This window comes from Leptospira ilyithenensis (assembly GCF_004771005.1).
Classification (GTDB): domain Bacteria; phylum Spirochaetota; class Leptospiria; order Leptospirales; family Leptospiraceae; genus Leptospira_A; species Leptospira_A ilyithenensis.
Genome location: NZ_RQHV01000007.1, coordinates 13566 through 32887, shown reverse-complemented (window position 1 = coordinate 32887; position 19322 = coordinate 13566). Strand labels below are relative to the sequence as shown.

Annotated in this window: 17 protein-coding genes; 4 read left to right on the top strand and 13 right to left on the bottom strand. The window is 41.2% G+C overall.

From position 1 onward, the window contains the following. Positions 1–109 precede the first annotated feature (109 nt). Genes EHS11_RS01990 through EHS11_RS01975 form a run of 4 tightly spaced genes read right to left on the bottom strand, consistent with a single transcriptional unit; the run spans position 110 to position 4822 of the window. The gene (locus EHS11_RS01990) at positions 110–1672 is read right to left on the bottom strand and encodes a hypothetical protein (protein WP_167884314.1); all 1563 of its coding nucleotides are present in this window, start codon (positions 1670–1672) and stop codon (positions 110–112) included. Between the two features lie 44 nt (positions 1673–1716). Continuing rightward, positions 1717–2433 carry an acireductone synthase gene (gene mtnC, locus EHS11_RS01985; RefSeq protein ID WP_135762750.1) on the bottom strand — a complete coding sequence of 239 codons (717 nt, stop codon included), beginning with the start codon at positions 2431–2433 and terminating at the stop codon, positions 1717–1719. A gap of 8 nt (positions 2434–2441) precedes the next feature. Beyond that, on the bottom strand, positions 2442–3803 hold the full coding sequence (locus EHS11_RS01980; RefSeq protein ID WP_135762749.1) for an MFS transporter: 1362 nt from the start codon (positions 3801–3803) through the stop codon (positions 2442–2444). Positions 3804–3805: 2 nt separating this feature from the next. Continuing rightward, positions 3806–4822, bottom strand: a complete 1017-nt coding sequence (locus EHS11_RS01975) for a hypothetical protein (protein ID WP_135762748.1) — start codon at positions 4820–4822, stop codon at positions 3806–3808. Positions 4823–4957: 135 nt separating this feature from the next. Here EHS11_RS01975 and EHS11_RS01970 point away from each other — a divergent pair, with 135 nt between their 5' ends. After that, a complete protein-coding gene (locus tag EHS11_RS01970; protein ID WP_135762747.1) occupies positions 4958–5773 on the top strand; it encodes a WecB/TagA/CpsF family glycosyltransferase in 816 nt (271 codons plus the stop codon). A 2-nt stretch (positions 5774–5775) separates the two neighbouring features. Here the strand turns inward: EHS11_RS01970 and EHS11_RS01965 are convergent, their stop codons facing one another. Then, a complete protein-coding gene (locus tag EHS11_RS01965) occupies positions 5776–9405 on the bottom strand; it encodes an ICP22 family protein (RefSeq protein ID WP_135762746.1) in 3630 nt (1209 codons plus the stop codon). 145 nt (positions 9406–9550) lie between these two features. Here EHS11_RS01965 and EHS11_RS01960 point away from each other — a divergent pair, with 145 nt between their 5' ends. Then, on the top strand, positions 9551–10426 hold the full coding sequence (locus EHS11_RS01960; RefSeq protein WP_135762745.1) for a glycogen-binding domain-containing protein: 876 nt from the start codon (positions 9551–9553) through the stop codon (positions 10424–10426). A gap of 408 nt (positions 10427–10834) precedes the next feature. On the opposite strand, the gene EHS11_RS01955 is transcribed toward EHS11_RS01960, so the two are convergent. The 7 genes from EHS11_RS01955 to EHS11_RS01925 form a co-directional block, all read right to left on the bottom strand. Further along, entirely contained in the window at positions 10835–11161 is a 327-nt protein-coding gene (locus tag EHS11_RS01955; protein WP_135762744.1) for an ATP-dependent Clp protease adaptor ClpS, read from the bottom strand. Positions 11162–11178: 17 nt separating this feature from the next. Continuing rightward, a complete protein-coding gene (locus EHS11_RS01950; RefSeq protein ID WP_135762743.1) occupies positions 11179–12144 on the bottom strand; it encodes a transketolase family protein in 966 nt (321 codons plus the stop codon). A gap of 3 nt (positions 12145–12147) precedes the next feature. Further along, a complete protein-coding gene (metK, locus tag EHS11_RS01945) occupies positions 12148–13314 on the bottom strand; it encodes a methionine adenosyltransferase (RefSeq protein WP_135762742.1) in 1167 nt (388 codons plus the stop codon). Positions 13315–13346: 32 nt separating this feature from the next. Beyond that, complete coding sequence (locus tag EHS11_RS01940; RefSeq protein ID WP_135762741.1) at positions 13347–14078, bottom strand: lysophospholipid acyltransferase family protein; 732 nt, start codon at positions 14076–14078, stop codon at positions 13347–13349. A 2-nt stretch (positions 14079–14080) separates the two neighbouring features. Next, on the bottom strand, positions 14081–14779 hold the full coding sequence (locus EHS11_RS01935) for a Rossmann-fold NAD(P)-binding domain-containing protein (protein ID WP_135762740.1): 699 nt from the start codon (positions 14777–14779) through the stop codon (positions 14081–14083). A 101-nt stretch (positions 14780–14880) separates the two neighbouring features. Further along, entirely contained in the window at positions 14881–15231 is a 351-nt protein-coding gene (locus EHS11_RS01930; RefSeq protein ID WP_135762739.1) for a PilZ domain-containing protein, read from the bottom strand. A gap of 50 nt (positions 15232–15281) precedes the next feature. Further along, positions 15282–16775 (bottom strand): MBOAT family O-acyltransferase, encoded by a 1494-nt coding sequence (locus tag EHS11_RS01925; RefSeq protein WP_135762738.1) that lies wholly within the window; start codon positions 16773–16775, stop codon positions 15282–15284. A 125-nt stretch (positions 16776–16900) separates the two neighbouring features. Here EHS11_RS01925 and EHS11_RS01920 point away from each other — a divergent pair, with 125 nt between their 5' ends. Next, complete coding sequence (locus EHS11_RS01920) at positions 16901–17401, top strand: DUF3332 family protein (RefSeq protein ID WP_135762737.1); 501 nt, start codon at positions 16901–16903, stop codon at positions 17399–17401. A 151-nt stretch (positions 17402–17552) separates the two neighbouring features. Continuing rightward, positions 17553–18800, top strand: a complete 1248-nt coding sequence (locus EHS11_RS01915) for a hypothetical protein (protein WP_135762736.1) — start codon at positions 17553–17555, stop codon at positions 18798–18800. Positions 18801–18847: 47 nt separating this feature from the next. Here EHS11_RS01915 and EHS11_RS01910 read toward each other — a convergent pair whose 3' ends face one another. Further along, positions 18848–19201 (bottom strand): single-stranded DNA-binding protein, encoded by a 354-nt coding sequence (locus EHS11_RS01910; protein WP_135762841.1) that lies wholly within the window; start codon positions 19199–19201, stop codon positions 18848–18850. Positions 19202–19322 lie beyond the last annotated feature (121 nt).

The window sequence follows — 19322 nt, the reverse complement described above, 5'->3', positions numbered from 1 at the left end:
CAACCCCTTCTCCTGTGCCAATAGAAGCGAAGAAGTATTCGAAGAATCATCGGCGAAGCCGATCTTCACGGCGGGGGTTTTAAAGATTCCCGCGTTACATTATGTCTCTTCAATCACTCCTTCTGAGTAAAATCTGATCGGAACAATTCCAAGCTTTCATAGGTTTGAAATCATATTGGTGAATCTGATAATTGTTTTTTAAAAAATCTCTAAACTCCAAATCATTCACAAACCGAGTGTCCTGAATCAATGCAGCATCAATAAGAACAAGATTGATATCGTGTTTTTTAATGAAAGCCCCGAATGGTGAACTTTTATTATACTCCCTTATGTCTTCGCAAAATCCCTTGTAGTACATACAAATCGGACCGCGTGTCGTTAAGAACTTAATTTTGCCCAACCGACTGTTATTCAAAGTTGAGGCAAGAGAAATATTAGAACAAGGATTGCTCGTATCATCCTCTTTTCCTTTCGCCTTAAAATAAAGTTTATCCAATGATAGCCAAACTAAAAGCGACAAAATAAGAACATGATGAATTTTCTTTAGTCTTACTTTAGAAAATAAAAATTCAAACGTATCATAGATCATATACAAAAACGGAATGGATAACTGCAAGATATAATGGGTTCTGGGATAAATCAGCAAAACGCCGACAAGCGATGGCAATGATAAGATCCAAGCTACAACTGCCAAATATTTCGTTTCCCGGGAAAATACCAATCGGTACAACCCGAGACAAAAAGAAAAAGAATAAACAAACAAAAGTAATACGAATGAAGGAAAAATACCAAGATGGAGAATATTGGAAACTTCAGTAAGAAAATCTTCAAAATTGTCCCTCATATGCTGGAAAAATTTCTGCGGATGATTGGTGACTATCTTAATCAAGCTGTCTTTTTCTTGAAAATGATCCAGCAAAATGTTTTCCCAATTCGTCCAAGGGTCTATCACAATCGTTCCATTCAAAGCCAGCCTCAATGAGTAATGCTGACCAAAAGCTACAATAGAACGCGATCCTTTGGTAGGATCGTATAAAACTACAAGCGTAAGAAGTAAAACAATGAGCGGTATAAAATACAAATAAACTTTTCTGGAAATTTGATTACGGTGTTTCCAAATATAAAATAATGCAAATATTAAAATTATATAAAAACTTAAAATGAATTCAGGTCTCGTAAAAACCAAAACGAATGTTAATAATGGCAAAAGACTATAGGCATTTTTATTATTAGAGATCAAAAGAAGAATCGATAGGAGTAAACTGGAAAAAATGGTAATAAAAGGCCACATCTGAATGATATTCGGACTCATCAGAAAAAAAACAAAGTAAAGTAAATAGATGGCAATCGGTGCAAATTTGTTATGTGCGATTTTAATGCCGAAAACTATACTAACGATCAAGCCGGAAAAAAGGCAGTAGTACATCAAAAAATACAGATCTATATTGCTCTTTTCAAAAAGACTTAAAAACTTATAGAATACGAAATAAAAATAACCATCATGCAGTTTTTCGCCAAAGGAAAGATTCAATCCTCTTTCCAGATTATTGGATTCATCGTACAAACGTACATCATTGGGAAATGAAAGATAATCCGACTTTAAATCAAAAAAATAAAGTGAAAATACAATTATTACCAATTTCCAAATCGTTTTTCTATTGTTTACAAACATATTTTGTTTAACGGGATTTAGGCGAATAAAACAGATTGTTCATGTTATACTTGGAACAATCCCAATTCTTTCAATACGGGAAACTCATGTTTAATCTGAGGTAAATTTCCCGGACGATTCAAAATAAAAACGCTCATACCAGCGGATTTTGCCGCGATTGCTTCTTCCACTGTATCGGTAAAAAAAACAATATCGCCGATATCGGCACCTAACTTTTCTGCTATGTTCTGATAGCTGCTACTCTCCCTTTTGCCGCCAATGGCAGTATCAAAGTAAGATTGAAAGTATTCCCTCAAATCGCCGATATCGGAATATTTATAGATCAGAATTTGAGCTTCAACACTTCCCGAAGAATATACATGGCAGGCGATCCCTTTCTCTTTTGCTTTTTTTAGAAAATCCGCTACATCAGGAAAAATTATACTTTTAATAGCATCGGATTCATAACCTGACTTCCAGATTTTGCCTTGGATTTCCTTTAAAGGACCGAATTTACGATCCTTTAAAATCAAATAACGAAAGTAAGTTGGTATAATCTTTTCCGAAAAAACAGCACCCTTCCCCAAATGCGAAACAAAATCCGGATCATTTGCCAACTTGTCTTTTTCAAATTCGGAGCGAACCAGTTCCAACTGATCCCTGCTCCAAACGAAACCGGTCAAGAATTCATCCAATTTTTCCTTCGCAAAAGGAAACAAAACTTCATGTACAAAAGAAATAGGTGCCGTCGTACCTTCAATATCCAGTAGAAAATGTTTCAAAGATTACCTTACTTATGTTCAAGCTCGAGCTTTAGTTGCCTTTCCATATTGGTTTGGTCTTTTTCATAATTGAAATAAATCAAAAACCAAGCAAGAGCACAAGGAATCCAAAATAAAATGGAAATGGAAAGAGCCAGCGCACGATCAGTGGTCAAACCTAGGATAATAGCGGACAATGCAGGTCCCAGACCTTTCCCCAAATCATCCGTTAGGTTGTAAATGGAAAAGATGGAACTTCTTGTTTTTGGAGAATTGACATTCAGTAGGACCGCTCTTACGTTCGGTCCCGTCATGGAAATAACAATACCCGTTAATATATTAAAAATCGTGAATACTAACGTATTTTGAGAAAGTCCATGGGAATATAGCAAACCGATTGCAGGGGCGATTCCTATCGTTGTTGTCGCAATACAGAGGATAGGCTGCCATTTTCTGTTTCGATTGTAAAGCCATTGGCCGAGAAAACCGCCGAAAAAAGTTCCTATGAATACACCGATTGCCGCAAATGTAACAAGACCGGATGCTTGTGCTTTCCCCAAGCCGTATGTATTTTCGTAAAAATCCACCAAGAATACGAAAAACACCCCCCATGGGATACAACCGGGAATTCCTTGCAGAAATGCACCTAAATTGGTTTTATTATAAAATAATAATTTAAAATCTTCCAATGTTACCTTATGTGAGAGTTCATCCACATGACCTACTTCCTCGGCTCCCCCTCTCTTAGGTTCTTCACAAAACAGAATGTAGATGATCACAAACAGAAAAGAAGGCACGGACATGTATATAAAAGATGTCCTCCATCCGTTAATCGGATCCGCTTCCCCTAAAATTCCTCCCAAAAGCTGACCTACTCCGATTCCAAGTCCCATCGCAAGAGATACGTAACCGGATGCTATCGCTCGGGATTGAGTGGAAAAATAATCCCCGATCAAACTGAATAACAAAGGGAAAATTCCCCCTAACCCAAAACCACATAACGTTCGCAAAATGAGAAACTGGTCATAGGTTTCGACATAGGCAGTCAGAAAACAGGGAATTTCTCCCAAAAGAACAGTTGCAACTAACAAACGCTTTCTGGAAAACTTTTGGGATAGATATCCCATGGAAAGCGAAACCGTTCCGCCTAAAATAAAAAATAGAATCGGTATGATCCCCCCCAATTTCCAATCAACATCCTCCGAATTGGTAATCCCGAGTGAAGCTCCGATGTTCTTTAAATTGGGGGCGATCAGATTCTGATCACCGAACAGAAAAAAGGCGAGGCCCAAAATCATCCAAAACGCCAAAATCCCTTTTCCTCCATGGGGAGCAAGTTCACCAAGTCCTACAAAACGTAAGAGAGATTTTTCCGGGCTTTTTGGGTTCATGATTAGGTTTCCTTTTTAAGAGATTTTCTATAAACAAAAACAAAAGAGAGGGTAAATAATAACGAAACGAAACCGATGACGGCAAATAATGAACTGTCCCAAGAAGTAAGTATGGTTCCATTAACAATTTCAGGAGAGGAATTGGTCATAGTCGGAACTGCCTTGCCACCAACAAACTTAAGTTTTACGATTTTTGAAGAATCCAATGCAATCAGGCTATAAGCGCTGAGTCCCGGAGGGATATCCTTTTCCAGTCTTGTCAAAGTTCCGCCGGAAACAATTTCTGGTTTCATATCTTCCGGTTTTAAAAAAATAGGATAACTGCCCGACTCTCCCTCAAGTAATAATTGTTCGGTGATTACTTCGACTTCATTGGGGATCAGATAGGAAATTTGAAGCTCGGATACTCCGGGAAGCAAAGCTCTGTCTAAAATTTTGCCTCCGTTTTTCCCTTCCGGTTGACCGAGAGGAATCGCCATTTTACTTCCGGGTTGTTGGACTTGTGCAAATACTTCCTTTGCTTCTTTAGGAACAAAATATTCGATCTGGCGGGTATCGGTTTGAAAAGATCGGGGAGGTTTGCTCGCGTTGTCCAAAAGAAACAATTTAAAAATGCGAACTCCCGTTTTTTCTCGCATAACCTGCATTAAACTCTTTACGCTGACGTCTTTCCAATCGTTCCCTATTTCGAAAACCTGCACTTCTTGCGATGCACTACGAAATTTGGCAACGGGAGGAATGATTTTATTATAATTCACTCCCTTATACACCACCTGCACCAAAAGAGGCGAACCCTCGGGAGCCTCCACTGCCGGAAAGCGAAACGAACCCGTCTGTGGCCCTATTTCCGCCAAAGGCAACATGGCACTTTGCAAAGCAAGTAGTTTGATCGAATCCGCTTTTCCCGGCCCCCCGAATGTACCATTCTTCAAAGAACCGAAAATAGAGACTTTTTCCGCATAACTAATGCTTGGTAATAATAAAAGAAAGACTATGGCTTGAATAAAAAAACGATTCATAACTCTCCCTGAATCTCCGTCTCACTATCAAAAATCCAAGTGAAAAAAAGATATGGCCAGAAAATTTTAGAGGCGACACCAGACGTGCTCGGGGTATGTTTTTTTAGAAGGTTCTAGGGGAAATAAGCAGGATCCATGAAGCAATTGAATGAAATCGTCCACAACTCTTCCAAAGAGGAAAGGGACATCCTACTTGAATACCAAAATATCGATGTAACCAAATTGGAGACTCTGAAAATCCTTGGAGTACCGATCGATAATGTGACGGCCGATGAAGCCGTTGCAAAATTATTTAGAGTTCTTGAAAAAAAAGAAGCGATGCATCATGTACTTTTTCTTGATCCCATCAAGTTGATGAGGATGCGCCCTAAAAAGGCATTGCATCGAATTACTGAAAAAGCAGGCACCATTCTTGTGGAAGGCGCAGGTATAGGTTGGATGAGTTCGGGACGTCTGAAAGAAAGGGTCACTCCGGTTGCCATCATGATGGACCTCATTCGCCTTGCAGAACTGAAAGAATTTACTATTTTCATTTTCGGTTCCAAAGATGAAAACGTAGAAAGAGTATTTTTCAATCTTACCAGACATTTTCCGAAAGTTAGAATCGTAGGAAGACAAGCAGGACATCTGGATCGCCAGAGAGAGATGCGCGTTAAAGAAGCGATCCGAAAGACCGGCCCAGATATCATATTCATAGCAAATGATTTTCCCGAACAGGAAGTCTGGATCGAAAACAATACCGGCTTTTTAGGAAAAGCGGTTGTGATCGGAGTCGGCGGCGCATTAGATATGTTATCCGGTGCAGATAAAAAATCGCCCGAGTATTTCAAATCCCGTGGACTCGCGTGGCTTTGGAGAATCATCACAAGGCCTTACCGAATCCAAAGATTTTGGGAGACATTCTATTTCATTCTTTTGGGAATCAGAGAAAGACTTAGAAAAAAATCCTAAGTCTATTTTTTGATATCGACCATCTTATCAAGGGTTGGCGGAAGCCAGTCCTCAAGTAAAGGTTCTCTGTCCAGTCTGGAACGCGCAAATACAAGATCCTTATTCGAAGTTGCAATTTCACTTACTGAATTGATCTTACGAGCGGTTTCCATAGCCTTCCAATAGTATTTCAATGCGTTTACCGTATCCTGTTTCTTTTCGTAAACGGCACCTATATTATTATAGATCGCGGCAAGGGATTCGTATACTTCCCTGTGTTCCGAATTTTCAGGCTCGATTCTGCCGAGAGTCTGTTCTCTCATTTCAAAATCATCTTTGAGCTTCAGATAGTTACCCAAACTCGCGTTATACTGCCTTGTATAGAAGAATGAATTTCCTTTTCCAAGAACCAAAGTAGGATTGTTATAAATATCTTCTTCCGGCAATTCCGCCCAAAAATCCAAAGCTTGCGCGAATTCACCGTGATTGTAATCAATCCAACCAAGAAAATAATAACATTCTCTTTGTATCTTGGGATCATTGCTGATTCCGCGTTCAATTGCTTTTTGAAAGGATTCCCGCGCGGCATATAGTCCGTTTCTTCTTTCCTTTTCTTCAAAAGAAAGAACACCCAAACTTCTTTCAGGATAAATTTTGCGACCCGGAAATTCTCTTATATTGTCTGCCTGATTGATTCCTGCGGATTCCAATAATTGGATTTTGCCCAAATCAAAAGAAATTCTACCGGGTTTTCCTTCCAACAAGGTTTCATCCTCGTCTCTTTCACCCAATTTATCCTTATAAAGCTCATAACGAGTGTCAGATTCTCTTAACAACTTCACCGCTTCATCATAGTTTTCCACTTTGATATAGTATTCGGCCATAAGCAAAACCGCCAGATAATGTCGGGTGTCATAAGTAGAAGCAAGTTCCAATTGTTTCAAAGCCCTTGCCGGTTCGTCGATCTTCAGATAATATCTGGCACGTTGGTAATATCCTTCCGCAAACTTATTACCACCTTCTTTTCCGTAGGCGATATTTAACAGATATTCCACATTATCATCAATCTCCATGCCGGTCACTTGGTCTTCCGGATTGATATTGTATTTGATACGGACTTCTTCCGAATCCAAATCAATGTAGAATGACGCCAATTTTGCAAGCACTGCGAGAGAAAGTTCATCTTCTATATCAAGTGCATTCCGAACCTGTCTGTGGTGGTTGAGAACGAACTGAGGATTATTATCACGCTTCCACATTTCAATATAAGTGGATAAAATACCACCATGACCGATCGGATCTTTCGGATATTTTTCTATAATGTCATTATAATATTTAACTGCTGTACCAAACTCTTGTTTGTTATAAAAAATACGAGCTATTCCCGAAATTGCTTCTACGTTATTGGGTTCATTTGCGTCGGTAAAAACACGTTTGAAATATTCAATCGCCAGATGATCATTTTTATATTTTTTGCGATTGGAACCGGGAGGAACATCGATGAAATCCTTGCGATTGAATGAATGAAACTTACCCAAGCTGATATAGGTTTGCGTATCATGAACGTTGTATTTCAAACGGGAAGCAATATAAGCTCCCGCTTTTAAAACCTTTCTGGGAACTTTGTCCTGGGAAGTCAGGTAAAATGCCAATTCGGAAAGTGGTTTTCTGCCGGCTGTTTCCACACCTGCATCGTTCCATTCGGTTTTTTTAGCAAAACTGATGTTTGGTACTTCTTTTCTGTTTTCCCAAGCACGTTTATGTTCTTTATCTTCCAACTCGTATCCGAAGTCGGGTTCCACTTTACCGAAACATTTTTCAAAAGCACGGTCATATTGACCGGCACGCGCATATGCCATACAGTATTCGTTCAAATACTTCAGGTTATGCGGGAAGATTTCCTCTCCCTTGATAAAATAGTTTTCAGCGTCTGCGAGAAGTTTCTTTTTTTCCAAAGCATCCGTTTCTTTGCTATATTCTTCTATTTTTTCAAGACCAAGAACATACTGAGCTTCCGCTCGGAAAGGAACGATTACATATTTATAGAGAGCGACTCCTCCGAATACCAGGAGAATGGCCGCTACAGAGGAAAATATCGTTTTACGGATTACTTCGCGACGACGTACGGCACCTTCTTTGGTGTATGCATCTTTGGATGCAATAATAGGGATACCTTCGGGTGAAAATTTTCCAGTTGAGTCCGATAACTCGACTTTTTCGCCGAGCAATGAACTTAAAAATATTGCGACGTCTTCCGGCTTTTGTTGAGCTTTGATTAACTCGATGAGTTCTTTTTGGTTTCGAACGGGAACCCGATTATTGACAATCGTATCAATGATCGTACGTCTTAGCTTAGGCGGATATTTGATCAGCTCTCTTTGGATGATGGCAAGATCTTCATCTTCCAAGCCCGCTTCCAAATCTTCCTGGGGCTCATCCTCTTTGCCGAGAGACATCAAATCATCTTCGAATCCTCCGTCTCCGCCCAAATCGGATTCCATGGAGGAAACAGGCATATCATCTATGGATGGAGCAAAATCATCAAAAGAAGGTGCGGAGGATTCATCATCCAATCCGGGAGGTTCCATTCCCACACCCAAATCACCGAAAGGATCATCAAATCCTGAGTCGTCTGCAGCGGAAGAAGTCGGCGCATTATCAAATCCGCCTCCTAAGTCCTCAAAATCTGCACCTCCTGCAGGACTTGCAGGTTCCCCCAAAGAACTAAACGGATCATCATCACCAAACGAATCAGTGGCGGCGGTTTCTCCGAAACCGGAATCCCCTCCTCCCAAATCACTGAATGGATCCGATTCCGCACCGGATCCGAATCCGTCATCAACGCTCGGAGCATCACCTAGGTTTGCAAAAGGGTCTTCCCCTTCAGCGCTTTCTCCTGCTCCTAAAGAATCAAATGGGTCAGCATCTTCGGAAGTCCCGCCACCCAAATCAGAGAATGGATCCTCTCCGCCAAAACTTGGTTCAGTACCGGTTGCAGGTGCAAAGTCATCGTCGAATCCGCCCGGTTCTGCCGGCGCTTCGTCGGATTCACCCAGATTTGCGAACGGATCCGCTTCATCGGAAGCAGTTTCCTCTTCCGAAGGAGTACCCAAAGAAGCAAACGGATCTTCTTCTGTTGGAGTATCGCCTAATCCTCCAAAAGGGTCTTCGGAATCAGTGGTATCGCTTGGTCCCCCCAAATCGGCAAATGGGTCAGCATCCCCCGCGTCAGCCGTCGGAGTGCCGAAATCACCTAACTCTGATTCTTCGGTTGACGAATCAAAATCATCGAAATCAGTTGCACTTGGTTCTGCTTTTTTAGGACCGTCTTCATTTAATAATTCATCTAAGTCAATGTCATCATCGGCTTCCAAGTTACGGAAAGGAGGGGGGCCGGAACGCTCTCCGGAATCCGCAAATGGATCATCTTCTCCTCCAAAATCGCTATCCGCTTCCGATTCGGAATCTTCTTCCTCCGAAGCGCTTTCTTCTTCGATATGTTGGATTGGCTCCGAATAACCTAATTTTTCACGGAGCAGCTTTGCCATCGGATTTAGGTCTTCCGAAGATTGTGGATTTTTATTTAAGGCAGAGAGCAGACTTTCGATCTGTTGGATCTCTTCTGGTTGTAAATTATCTTTCGGCTCTGCCATGAGAAGGACGTATTTCCTACTTTAATATCGGACTCTTATAAAATTGGCAGAATTTTTTTTTATTATGTCGGATCGGTTGAAGAAAAATTACATTTATTCTCTTTCCGGGTTTCTGCCGAAATTAAGAAAAGTGATCCCGAAACGTATGAAAAAATCATTTTTCTACCTTATCCCCTCTGTGCTTCTATTTTTCTCCCTAGGACTTTGGGGACAGGATGCACTGGATTGGGTCGGTAGTTTTTCCTCAAACGAACTGGAAATGCAAGATGATATAGAAAACCAGGATACAGTCTATTATCTCTGGCAACTCGAAAGTCTGAAAAAGAATATCTCTCCCCGTTATATCCGTTACCTGGACGTGGAATCCTATTTGGAAACAACCAACTTGCTCAAACGAGGAATTTTGTTTTCTTATAACGGTCTCAGGGAAGAATCCGTAGAAGTCTGCGGTAATTTTTCCAATTGGGACTGTTTGCCAATGAAAAGAAATAAATACGGAATCTACTATTTGGTGGTAGATGCAAATTTGCAAACACCGGGTTATGAAGATGAAACGGTTTATGAATACAAATATAGGGTAAACGGACTACTCACCTTTGATCCGGAAAACCAAGACAAAGCGGAAGACGGTTCCGGGTCTTTTATCTCGCGTTATATCTTGGAAAGGAAAGATACAAATAGGCAGTCCCATTCATTCGTTTTGGAAGATTCCAATGCAGAGGAAAGAGATCTAAGAACTGTTAGATTTCAGATTTATCTTCCCAGTGCGGAAGTGGTAAGCCTTGTAGGAAACTTCAACGATTGGAATCCGGAAAATGACTTTCTAAAAAAAGATAGAAATGGTCTCTTCGTCCTCGAAAAAAAATTGCTCCCGGGAGAATACCATTACCAGTTCATCGTAGATGGGGATATACAAGTAGATACTTATAATTCAGTAACAAATGTTAAAATAGATACGAACGAACAAGTTTCCACACTCGTTGTTCCGGAAAGGGACTTTCCTCTGGAAAGAAAGGATTAGGAAGAAGGGACATAATTTAAGAGCGCGGAATATTAAAATCCCCCGCCCTTTTTAGGGTTGGGGGGTGTGGCTCGTGGGCTGCAAACAACCACCTAACACAAATTTCCAATTCCCACCATCCCTATCCCAAACTTACAAATTTTTCTTCCGAAAAGTTCGCCTTTTTGTCTGACCAGCCCCGCATATAGGATCGACCGGCGAAGCGAGCGTTGCCGCCGAGGGAGAGCCGGGTCGGATAATCAATTTCATTTATATCCACATAACACATCCGAGGCGCCCAACCGAATATAAAGAAAGCCCCTTCCTCTCTAAAAGCAAGAGAGATGTTTCTCGCGGTGGCGGAGGCAGGGATGCCGAAGCGAGTGCACACACGGAGGTTACGCGCACAGGAGCGTGGAACATCGAACGTTAATTTTCCAAAGTGGCTGTCATTGATCCTTTGGAACTTACCATGCGAGGATCCGGCCCGTAGCCGATGATTCTTTCCTGCACGAATTCGGCATGTTCCAATTCGCCGGAAAAAACGACTGTTCTCTTTTTTGTATCCACTTCAATGGCATGTTGAAAGGCTTTTTCCCAGGGCATTTGGCAAACATCCATAAGCATTTCGATCACATAATCGTAAGTATGATGGTCATCATCCCAGAGTACGACAAGCCAAGGACCGTCAAACCCCAGTTTAACGATCGTTTCCGTCTCTTCTAAGACACCAGGCTGGGCATTCGCAAATATCACCCAGATAGCCTTCCTAATTATTTTAGTTTTTTAGAGATTGCTAACTCTACATGAGAAACGATATCTTTGGATCTAAGTCCGAAGTAATCCATTAGCCCACCCCAAGTACCGGACTTCCCAAAACTATCTTTCATTCCTACCTTTACGATTGGAACGGGAAATTCTTCGGAGAGGAATTCGGAAACGGCAGAACCAAGTCCGCCGATTACATTATGTTCTTCAGCGGTTACGATCGCACCGCATTCCTTTGCTTTCGCAAGGATGGCATCTTTGTCCAAAGGTTTAATGGTCGCCATATTGAGCAAGCTCGCAGAGATACCTTTTTCTTTCAAAGCGTCTACTGCAATCATCGCTTCCGAAACCATGATCCCGCAAGCAATGATACAAACATCCTTTCCTTCGGAAAGAACTTCGGCTTTTCCGATTTGGAATTGATAGTTGTCTCTTTGGATCACAGGAATGGCCGGTCTTCCCACTCGTACGTATACGGGACCTTTATAATCCGCAATGGCATGAATCACTTGTTTGGTTTCGTTGAAATCAGAAGGACAAATTACAGTCATCTCCGGGATGACTCGCATTGTACCGAAATCTTCGATACATTGGTGAGAGGCGCCGTCTTCTCCCACAGTGATCCCACCATGAGAAGCAACAAGCTTTACATTTAACTTAGGATAAACGACACTATTACGAACGATTTCCCAAGCCCTTCCGGACAAAAACATGGCAAAGGAAGAAGCGAACGGAGTGTAACCTGCCAGAGCAAATCCGGCAGCATGACCTACAAGATTTTGTTCTGCAACTCCCACATTGAAAAATCTTTCGGGATAATGTTTTTTAAAATCGGCAGTTTTGGTGGAGCCTGATAAGTCAGCTTCCAAAACTACGATATCAGCGCGACTACCACCTAACTCAACCAATGCTTCGCCGTAAGCGTCACGAGTTGCTTTTTTATCTGAAGTTGATTGGCTAGGTGCACCCATTGATTATCCTTTTTTAAGAGCTTCCGCTTTGTCGGTTTTTTCCCAAGTGAATGTAGAACCTGTTCTACCGAAGTGACCGTATGCAGCAGTCTCTTGATACTTTCTACCCTTGCCGAGTAGATCCAAAGTATCCACAATTCCTTTCGGAGTGAGTTTGAAATTTGCTTTTACTCTTTTTGAAATTTCTTCATCGGAAACGGTTCCCGTTCCGAAAGTATCCACAAGTACGGATACAGGCTCGGCGACACCGATCGCATAGGCAAGTTGCACTTCACATTTACGTGCAAGTCCTGCTGCCACTACGTTTTTCGCAATATAACGGCCGATATATGCTGCTGAACGGTCTACTTTCGAAGGATCTTTTCCGGAGAAAGCACCACCACCGTGACGACCCATTCCACCGTAAGTATCTACTATGATTTTTCTTCCGGTAAGTCCTGTATCTCCATGAGGTCCGCCGATTTCGAACTTACCGGTAGGGTTAATGAAATAACGAGGATTTCCCAAAAGACTTGCAGGGATCACTTTTTTGATACACTCTTCAATCACTGCTTCTTCAATTTGTTTTTGAGTGAGACCAGGTGCGTGCTGTGTAGAAATCACAACAGTATCCACTTTCGAAGGTTTTCCATCTACGTATTGGATGGTAACTTGGGATTTGGCATCAGGGCGAAGCCATCCTATTTTTCCCGAATGTCTGAGTTCGGATAAATTTTCCAAAAGTTTGTGTGAATAAAAGATAGGAGCCGGCATAAACTCAGGTGTATCGTCAATGGCAAAACCAAACATCAAACCTTGGTCTCCGGCACCTTGTTCCGTATACAAACCTTCTCCTTCATTCACACCTTGTGCGATGTCGGGAGACTGGCTGTGAACATGGGAAGAAACTACCGCATAATCCGCGTCAAAGTATAAATTGATATCGTTATATCCGATTTTACGGATCACATCACGAGCGACTTCGGAAGTGTCTACTTTTCCCTTACTGGTGATTTCACCTGCGATCACTACAAGGTTGGTAGTTACTAAAGTCTCGCAAGCAACTCTGGATTTTGGATCCTGTACAAGAAATGCATCTAAAATGGCATCTGAAATTTGATCGCAGACTTTGTCTGGGTGTCCCTCGGAAACCGACTCGGACGTAAAAATGAAATTTTGTAGAGAAGACATTATTTTTTACCTTACTTCGCTAAACTTTTCAATTATGATGCACTGTCAATAGAATTGTTCGGGTGTTTTTCCCGCATGTATGCTTCCAGTTCTTTACGCTTTTCTTTCATCTTTTCCTCTAATTTTTTAGACCATTCTTCCATTCCCGCTTCATCCAAAGCCTTAGGAACAAAAAACGGCTCCCCGTAAGAGATGTATAGATTTGCCCCGAATTTTGGGAAAAAATGCCGGTCCCAACTATTGAATCGCCAGGCATGGTCGTATTGCGAGTCCAAAAACAAAATAGGAACACCTGTGAGAGAAGCCGTGGCGATTACACCAGGTTTCACTTCATGCCTGGGACCTTTGGGTCCGTCGACTGTGAAAATAGGAACTCCACCCGATTTCATTTCCTTGAGGATAGCTCGAAAAGCCCCCGTTCCCCCTCGGGTGGAACTGCCCCGAACGCTTCGCAAATTCGAGCGAGCAAACGTTTGGTGAATGATCTCCCCGTCTTTGGATTGGGATACAAGTGCAAACATAGAGGCTTTTTTCTTTTTCTGCAAATACACTGTGGCATGCCTGTAAAGAGAAAGAGTAGTCTCATGGAAAACGGCGATGATAAACCCTCTTCCCGAATCGATAAACTTTTGTGAGGCGGCAGGAATCAAAAGCTCTCTGTTTCTGACGAATAAATACCAAAAGCGAACTATAAAATGAACCACAAAACTTAAGATGATGTATTTTGTTTTGTTATATGGTTTTCCCGGAGACGCACTTGCCATTCTTATAATCCTTTTCCCAAATCCAACATTTGATCGGATTCTATAATTTCCAATTTGGGAGTGTTTGTTTCTTTTATTTTACCAAGGCCCGCGATTAGGCTTTTTAATAAGGAAACAGCTACAAACTGAGCGGGAATCGGTTTGTATTTACGCATACCTATAAGTGAAAAAGGTATGATCGTAGCAATCGCCTCGGCCATTTTTTCCCCGATCCTTGTTTCTTTCCGGTCTCCCACAAGAACGGAAGGGCGGAAAATCCCCAGATAAGGAAATTTTAAACCGATCAGAGCATTTTCAATCTCACCTTTGACCCGATTATAAAATACAAACGAACCTGAGTTAGCTCCCATTGCAGTCACAATCAGAAATGCAGGAACACCTGCTTCCTTTGCCTTTCGTCCCGCAAGCAAAGGATATTCATAATCCACTTCTTTGAATTTTTCCTGAGTTCCGGCTTTCGCAATTGTAGTGCCAAGACAACATATAACCGCATCGATTCCTTTCGGTATCCGTACTTTTCCTGATGAAAAAGACTCCCAGGTAACAGCTTGAATTTCAATCGGAGATTCGGTGTTACTCGGATTTTCAATCCTCGCCCAAACAAAAACCTTTTTTACTTCTTTAAATAAAGGAAGTACCTTCAGCACTTCCGAACCTACAAGCCCGGTCCCACCTAACAATAATACTTTGTATCCGCTCATAAAGACGCCTCTGTTTTTTTGGAATTGTGCTTTTCCACGGTTTTGCAATGAAAATGGGAAATGATTGGAACGATAAAAGGAAGTTTTCGAAAGGACACTTGCTAAATTTCCAAGCTACGGGCAAGCATTGAATCCGTTAGGTTTAATTTTTCCGAAAACTGAATCCCTGCCAGAAAGTATTGAACCCCTCGGATGACAGCTGTTTGGGTCCAAACGATTTTGCCTTCAAAAAACATACGTTTGTTGCCCAGAGACCAGAGAATGGTCCCGATTACGACATTATCCAATTCATCGGAAAGCATATCGTCTTCGCCCAGATAACAAAGCCCTTCCTCGGAAATATTGCCTAGTTTTCCGGTAAGAGTGATCCCTTCTAAATCCAATTGAACTTCGAAATCACGAAATTCTCTCGGAGAGATCCTTGGAAGTCTGCGCTCGCTTTCGCTACCCATGGAAACAATGTAAAAGACAGTGATTTCGTGAAAACGAAAAAAGCCATTATCTAAAACTGGAAGTATATAAAAGGAACTGAATTTTCCGGAGTGGCCAGGCAAAGAATGAGCACAATTACAGGATAAAAGCAAAATTCCAAAGTTCTGGGGATGTTCTTTCCCCTTCCTTTTTCAAAAATCCAATGCCCGATCACGTGACCCACCGCAAGTAAGCCGACAATCCAGGCGAAATCTTTCCACATATAAGGACGAATCGTCCCCTCTTGGAAAAAAAACAATCCCTTGATATGAATCCAAGAAGCATCCCAAGTCAATGAACGGAAAAATACCGCCCCTACAAAGAATGCAATGTTTGTTAAACTATTCTGCAAAACCCATTGGAGAGGTTGAATCCATTTTAAAATTTTTAATTTTAAAGCAGAACCTTTTTTCGGCTCCGCTTTTGCGTCTTTTTTCACAGGGAAAAAATCATGATAAAATTCTTCGATTACGTAAAAAACTCCGTTCAGAGATCCCCAGAAAACATAGGTCCAATTCGCTCCATGCCAAACCCCGCTGACAAACATGGTGAACCAAAGATTGAGCTTTCGTCTCGCGGCACCAACCCTGCTTCCCCCCATTGTAAAATAAACGTAATCACGAAGCCAGGCATTCAACGTCATATGCCAACGTCTCCAAAACCCTGAGACGGAAGTTGCAATGAAAGGCAAATTGAAATTGATAGGCAGCTTATAACCGAGTAACAAAGCGCTGCCGATCGCCATATCGGAGTAACCGCTGAAATCCAAATACACTTGCACTCCTCCGAGTACAGCTCCAATCCACAAAGCAGATGTATGGTGGCCTGCAGGATTTCCGAAAATCGCCTCGATTGTAGGAGCAATTTGATCGGACAAAACCGCTTTTTTAAAATAACCTAATATAAAAAAACGAATCGCTATCCGAAAGGGAATGTCTGAAAATTTTTTCTCTTCGTAAAGCTGAGGGATAAATGTTTTTGCAGTGACGATGGGACCTGCAACCAATTGGGGGAAAAAACTTACAAATAGGGAAAACTTGATAAAATCCAACTCAGGTTTGATTTCTTTTCTATATACATCAATCGTATAACTCAAAGATTGAAATGTGAAAAAGGAAATCCCTGCGGGAAGAATGATATTTAAAATAGGCAACGCCTCTTTTCCGAAAAGAGGAGTCCAAATCGAGTTGGTAGAACTTGCCAGAAAGTTATAATACTTAAAAAACCCTAAAATGAAAACAAGATTGGTGATAAGACTGAAATATAAATAGAAGAGTCTGAACTTTCGGTTTTCCGTTTTTCCCAATTTCCATCCCACGAAATAATCGATAAAAGTGGAAAGTAAAATCAAAGCCCCGAACCGGTAGTCCCAGGACATATAGAAAAAATAACTGGCGATCAGCAAAAATATATGTAGGATGCGGGTTTCTTTTGAAGGATCTTTGAAAACAGCGGGAAAAAGATACCAGACTGTCAAAAAGACAAATAGAAAAAAGATGAAATATTCGAAGTCGGAGAAGATCAAAAAGAATTTTCCTAATACTCAAACGATTCACTCAGAAAAAAGATACACGTCAATCATTTCGGCTTGCTAATCTCATTCCCTTTCGCAAGAATCTTCTAAAAATCACAAATTCTTGAGGTAAATGAATGAAAAAGCTACTTGTAATTTTAAGCATTTTAATGTTCTCTTTCGGATCTTTCGCAAATTGTTTTGGTAAATTCGGTGTTCTTAAAACCATGTACGGCTTCCACGCGGGAATCAATGTCGGATCGGGTTTTGTTGCAAAATTGGTTCGTACGATTTTAATGTACATCCCGTTCTTCTGGGTCTACGGATTTGCCAGTTTCCTTGACCTGGTTCTTTTCAATTTGATTGAATTCTGGACAGACAGCAACCCGATCGCTGCCGCAGAATATGACTTTGAAGGAAAGTTAGTAAAAGAATTCCGTGAGAACGGAGGATCCTTGCGTTTGACTTATACGAAATGGGGAAAAGAAATGATGATCGAAGCGGAAGGGAATAAAGGAAAAGTAACCTTCTTTGCTTTTGCTGAAAAACCAGGCAAACTTTTCCAAAAAGAAAACGGAACTCTGGTAGAAAGAACGGAAGCGGAAGGTCCTGCTCTTCCTCCCGGATTCGCGCTCTAAAAAGTATCAAATGATTTCACAAACAAGAAGGAATTGATTTTCTTCTTGTTCCCGAATCGGGAGCTCCCGGCAGTTTTCCCGAACAAAATCCCTCCCTAAAAACAAGAGAAAGATATTTGCCTCATACCGAGTCATTACCGATAATGAAACTATGAGATATGCCAAAATTCTTCCGCTTTTCGTTTTACTCTGGTTATTGGACTGTAAGACGATAGTTTACAAGGTTCCCTCCGAACAGATAAACTTAAATTTGGTGAAGATGATCACCGCTGCGGAAGCTGCGAAAGAAGAGGAGGCGGAATCGGATTCCGAGGACACGAAAAAAGTCCAATTATCTCCCGACCCCTATGTCAACGTGGAATACTCGGAAAATAACAAACCGTTCATCCGATTGGAACTTTATTTCAAAGACTCCGGACTCAATATCATTGAAGAAATCAAAAACGGAACCATACTAGAGCACAAAATCGTTGTGAAAAACCATAAGGGCGAAACAATCTCCGCTCAACCGGTGAATTTCCAAGCCTACGAAGTTACCGAAACCAAAATTGAAAAAGTCAGAAACAAAGTCGTCATCGGCGAAACCCAGGAAAAATTCAAACTCTCCGACCTTGGCAAAGAAAGCAAATCCTACAAGGAAAGCGAACCGAGACGTTATTCGGACGATTCTCCCATCCCCCAAGCCCTGGAACTGGATCAGAAAAAAGTTCCTAGTGCAGGAGAATTCATCAGTATATTTTTAGAAATAACGTACGTTAATCCGTTCTTGGAAGGTGTATGCGATGAAATCAATTTGGACTGCGAAAAAGACAAGGTGATCGTATTTCGTCATATTGCGGAAAGAAACAGGCTCGAATTGGAATCTCTGCGAGGAAGCTATGAAGAAGGAGATTTTCGCAAATTCAAATCTCTAACGGCGGAAGAAGTGGAATCCGAGAAAAAGATCATCAAAGATAAGATTTTTGCTCTCAACAATTCGCGGAACTCCAGCCTTCCCCAAGAACCGGCCAATATCAAAAGCAACCGCTCCTTTCCCGGTTCAGGTTTTGCACCCACAGTCTTCAAAGAAACCAAAACGACTGTTAATGGGTCGGAGAAAGTAGGCACTATCAACGCATTTGTAGACCAAACTCAGAACTACGATGGGAACAAATATTTTTATAGAGAATGGAATCTGGTTTCTTTTCCACGGTTTTTCAAAATCCAATCCATAATCAAAAACGGAAAATCCGTAGTAGAAGAAGCGAAAGACAAAGAGGAAAAAAAGATCCTACCCACTCTGCCTAAGGAAAATTCCGAATCGGAAAAAACCAAAGACGCGACATCGGAACATCCTGAAAGTATTTTTGATAAACCGAACCATACGAAACACAAAAAAAAGACTATCTATACACCATAATATTCTAATGTGCGAGTCAAACAAATGACTCGCACACCGCTCTCTTTTTAGGCCGCCTTGGCTTCTTTTTTTTTCTGACTGTCAAACCGCACGGTGGATGCCACCACTTTTACTTTGGATCGGTTCTCTCCATCGTTTGTTTTCCAACGGTTCTGTTTCAGATTTCCCATGACGGTGACCTTGCTCCCTTTCTTTAGATATTCGGAACAATTGTCTCCCAGCTTTTCCCACGCCTCTACTTCAAAAAAAGACACATCATCTGCGTCTTTTTCTTCTCCAAAATGGTTGGAATGATTCACAGCAACTGTGAAATTCGTAACATTTTTGCCATTGTTTGTTCGTTTTAATTCCGGGTCCTGGGTTAAATTCCCATCCAGAATGATATATGATAGATTTTTAATACTCATAGAGTGATCCTTTAAACTAATTTAGGTGGCCGCCTACTACGTAAATGGGTAAAAAAACTTGAGTCTTTGGACCCCTTTTTTTTTATTTTTTAGAAATAAATTTCTGAAAGTTCGC

What these genes read in the sequence shown, in the direction of transcription:
- EHS11_RS01915 (WP_135762736.1), top strand. Translation starts at nt 17,553, where the DNA reads ATGAGATATGCCAAAATTCTTCCGCTTTTCGTTTTACTCTGGTTATTG.
- EHS11_RS01920 (WP_135762737.1), top strand. Translation starts at nt 16,901, where the DNA reads ATGAAAAAGCTACTTGTAATTTTAAGCATTTTAATGTTCTCTTTCGGA.
- EHS11_RS01975 (WP_135762748.1), bottom strand. Translation starts at nt 4,822, where the DNA reads ATGAATCGTTTTTTTATTCAAGCCATAGTCTTTCTTTTATTATTACCA.
- EHS11_RS01970 (WP_135762747.1), top strand. Translation starts at nt 4,958, where the DNA reads ATGAAGCAATTGAATGAAATCGTCCACAACTCTTCCAAAGAGGAAAGG.
- EHS11_RS01935 (WP_135762740.1), bottom strand. Translation starts at nt 14,779, where the DNA reads ATGAGCGGATACAAAGTATTATTGTTAGGTGGGACCGGGCTTGTAGGT.
- EHS11_RS01930 (WP_135762739.1), bottom strand. Translation starts at nt 15,231, where the DNA reads ATGGGTAGCGAAAGCGAGCGCAGACTTCCAAGGATCTCTCCGAGAGAA.
- EHS11_RS01980 (WP_135762749.1), bottom strand. Translation starts at nt 3,803, where the DNA reads ATGAACCCAAAAAGCCCGGAAAAATCTCTCTTACGTTTTGTAGGACTT.
- metK (WP_135762742.1), bottom strand. Translation starts at nt 13,314, where the DNA reads ATGTCTTCTCTACAAAATTTCATTTTTACGTCCGAGTCGGTTTCCGAG.
- EHS11_RS01940 (WP_135762741.1), bottom strand. Translation starts at nt 14,078, where the DNA reads ATGGCAAGTGCGTCTCCGGGAAAACCATATAACAAAACAAAATACATC.
- EHS11_RS01990 (WP_167884314.1), bottom strand. Translation starts at nt 1,672, where the DNA reads ATGTTTGTAAACAATAGAAAAACGATTTGGAAATTGGTAATAATTGTA.
- EHS11_RS01965 (WP_135762746.1), bottom strand. Translation starts at nt 9,405, where the DNA reads ATGGCAGAGCCGAAAGATAATTTACAACCAGAAGAGATCCAACAGATC.
- EHS11_RS01960 (WP_135762745.1), top strand. Translation starts at nt 9,551, where the DNA reads ATGAAAAAATCATTTTTCTACCTTATCCCCTCTGTGCTTCTATTTTTC.
- EHS11_RS01950 (WP_135762743.1), bottom strand. Translation starts at nt 12,144, where the DNA reads ATGGGTGCACCTAGCCAATCAACTTCAGATAAAAAAGCAACTCGTGAC.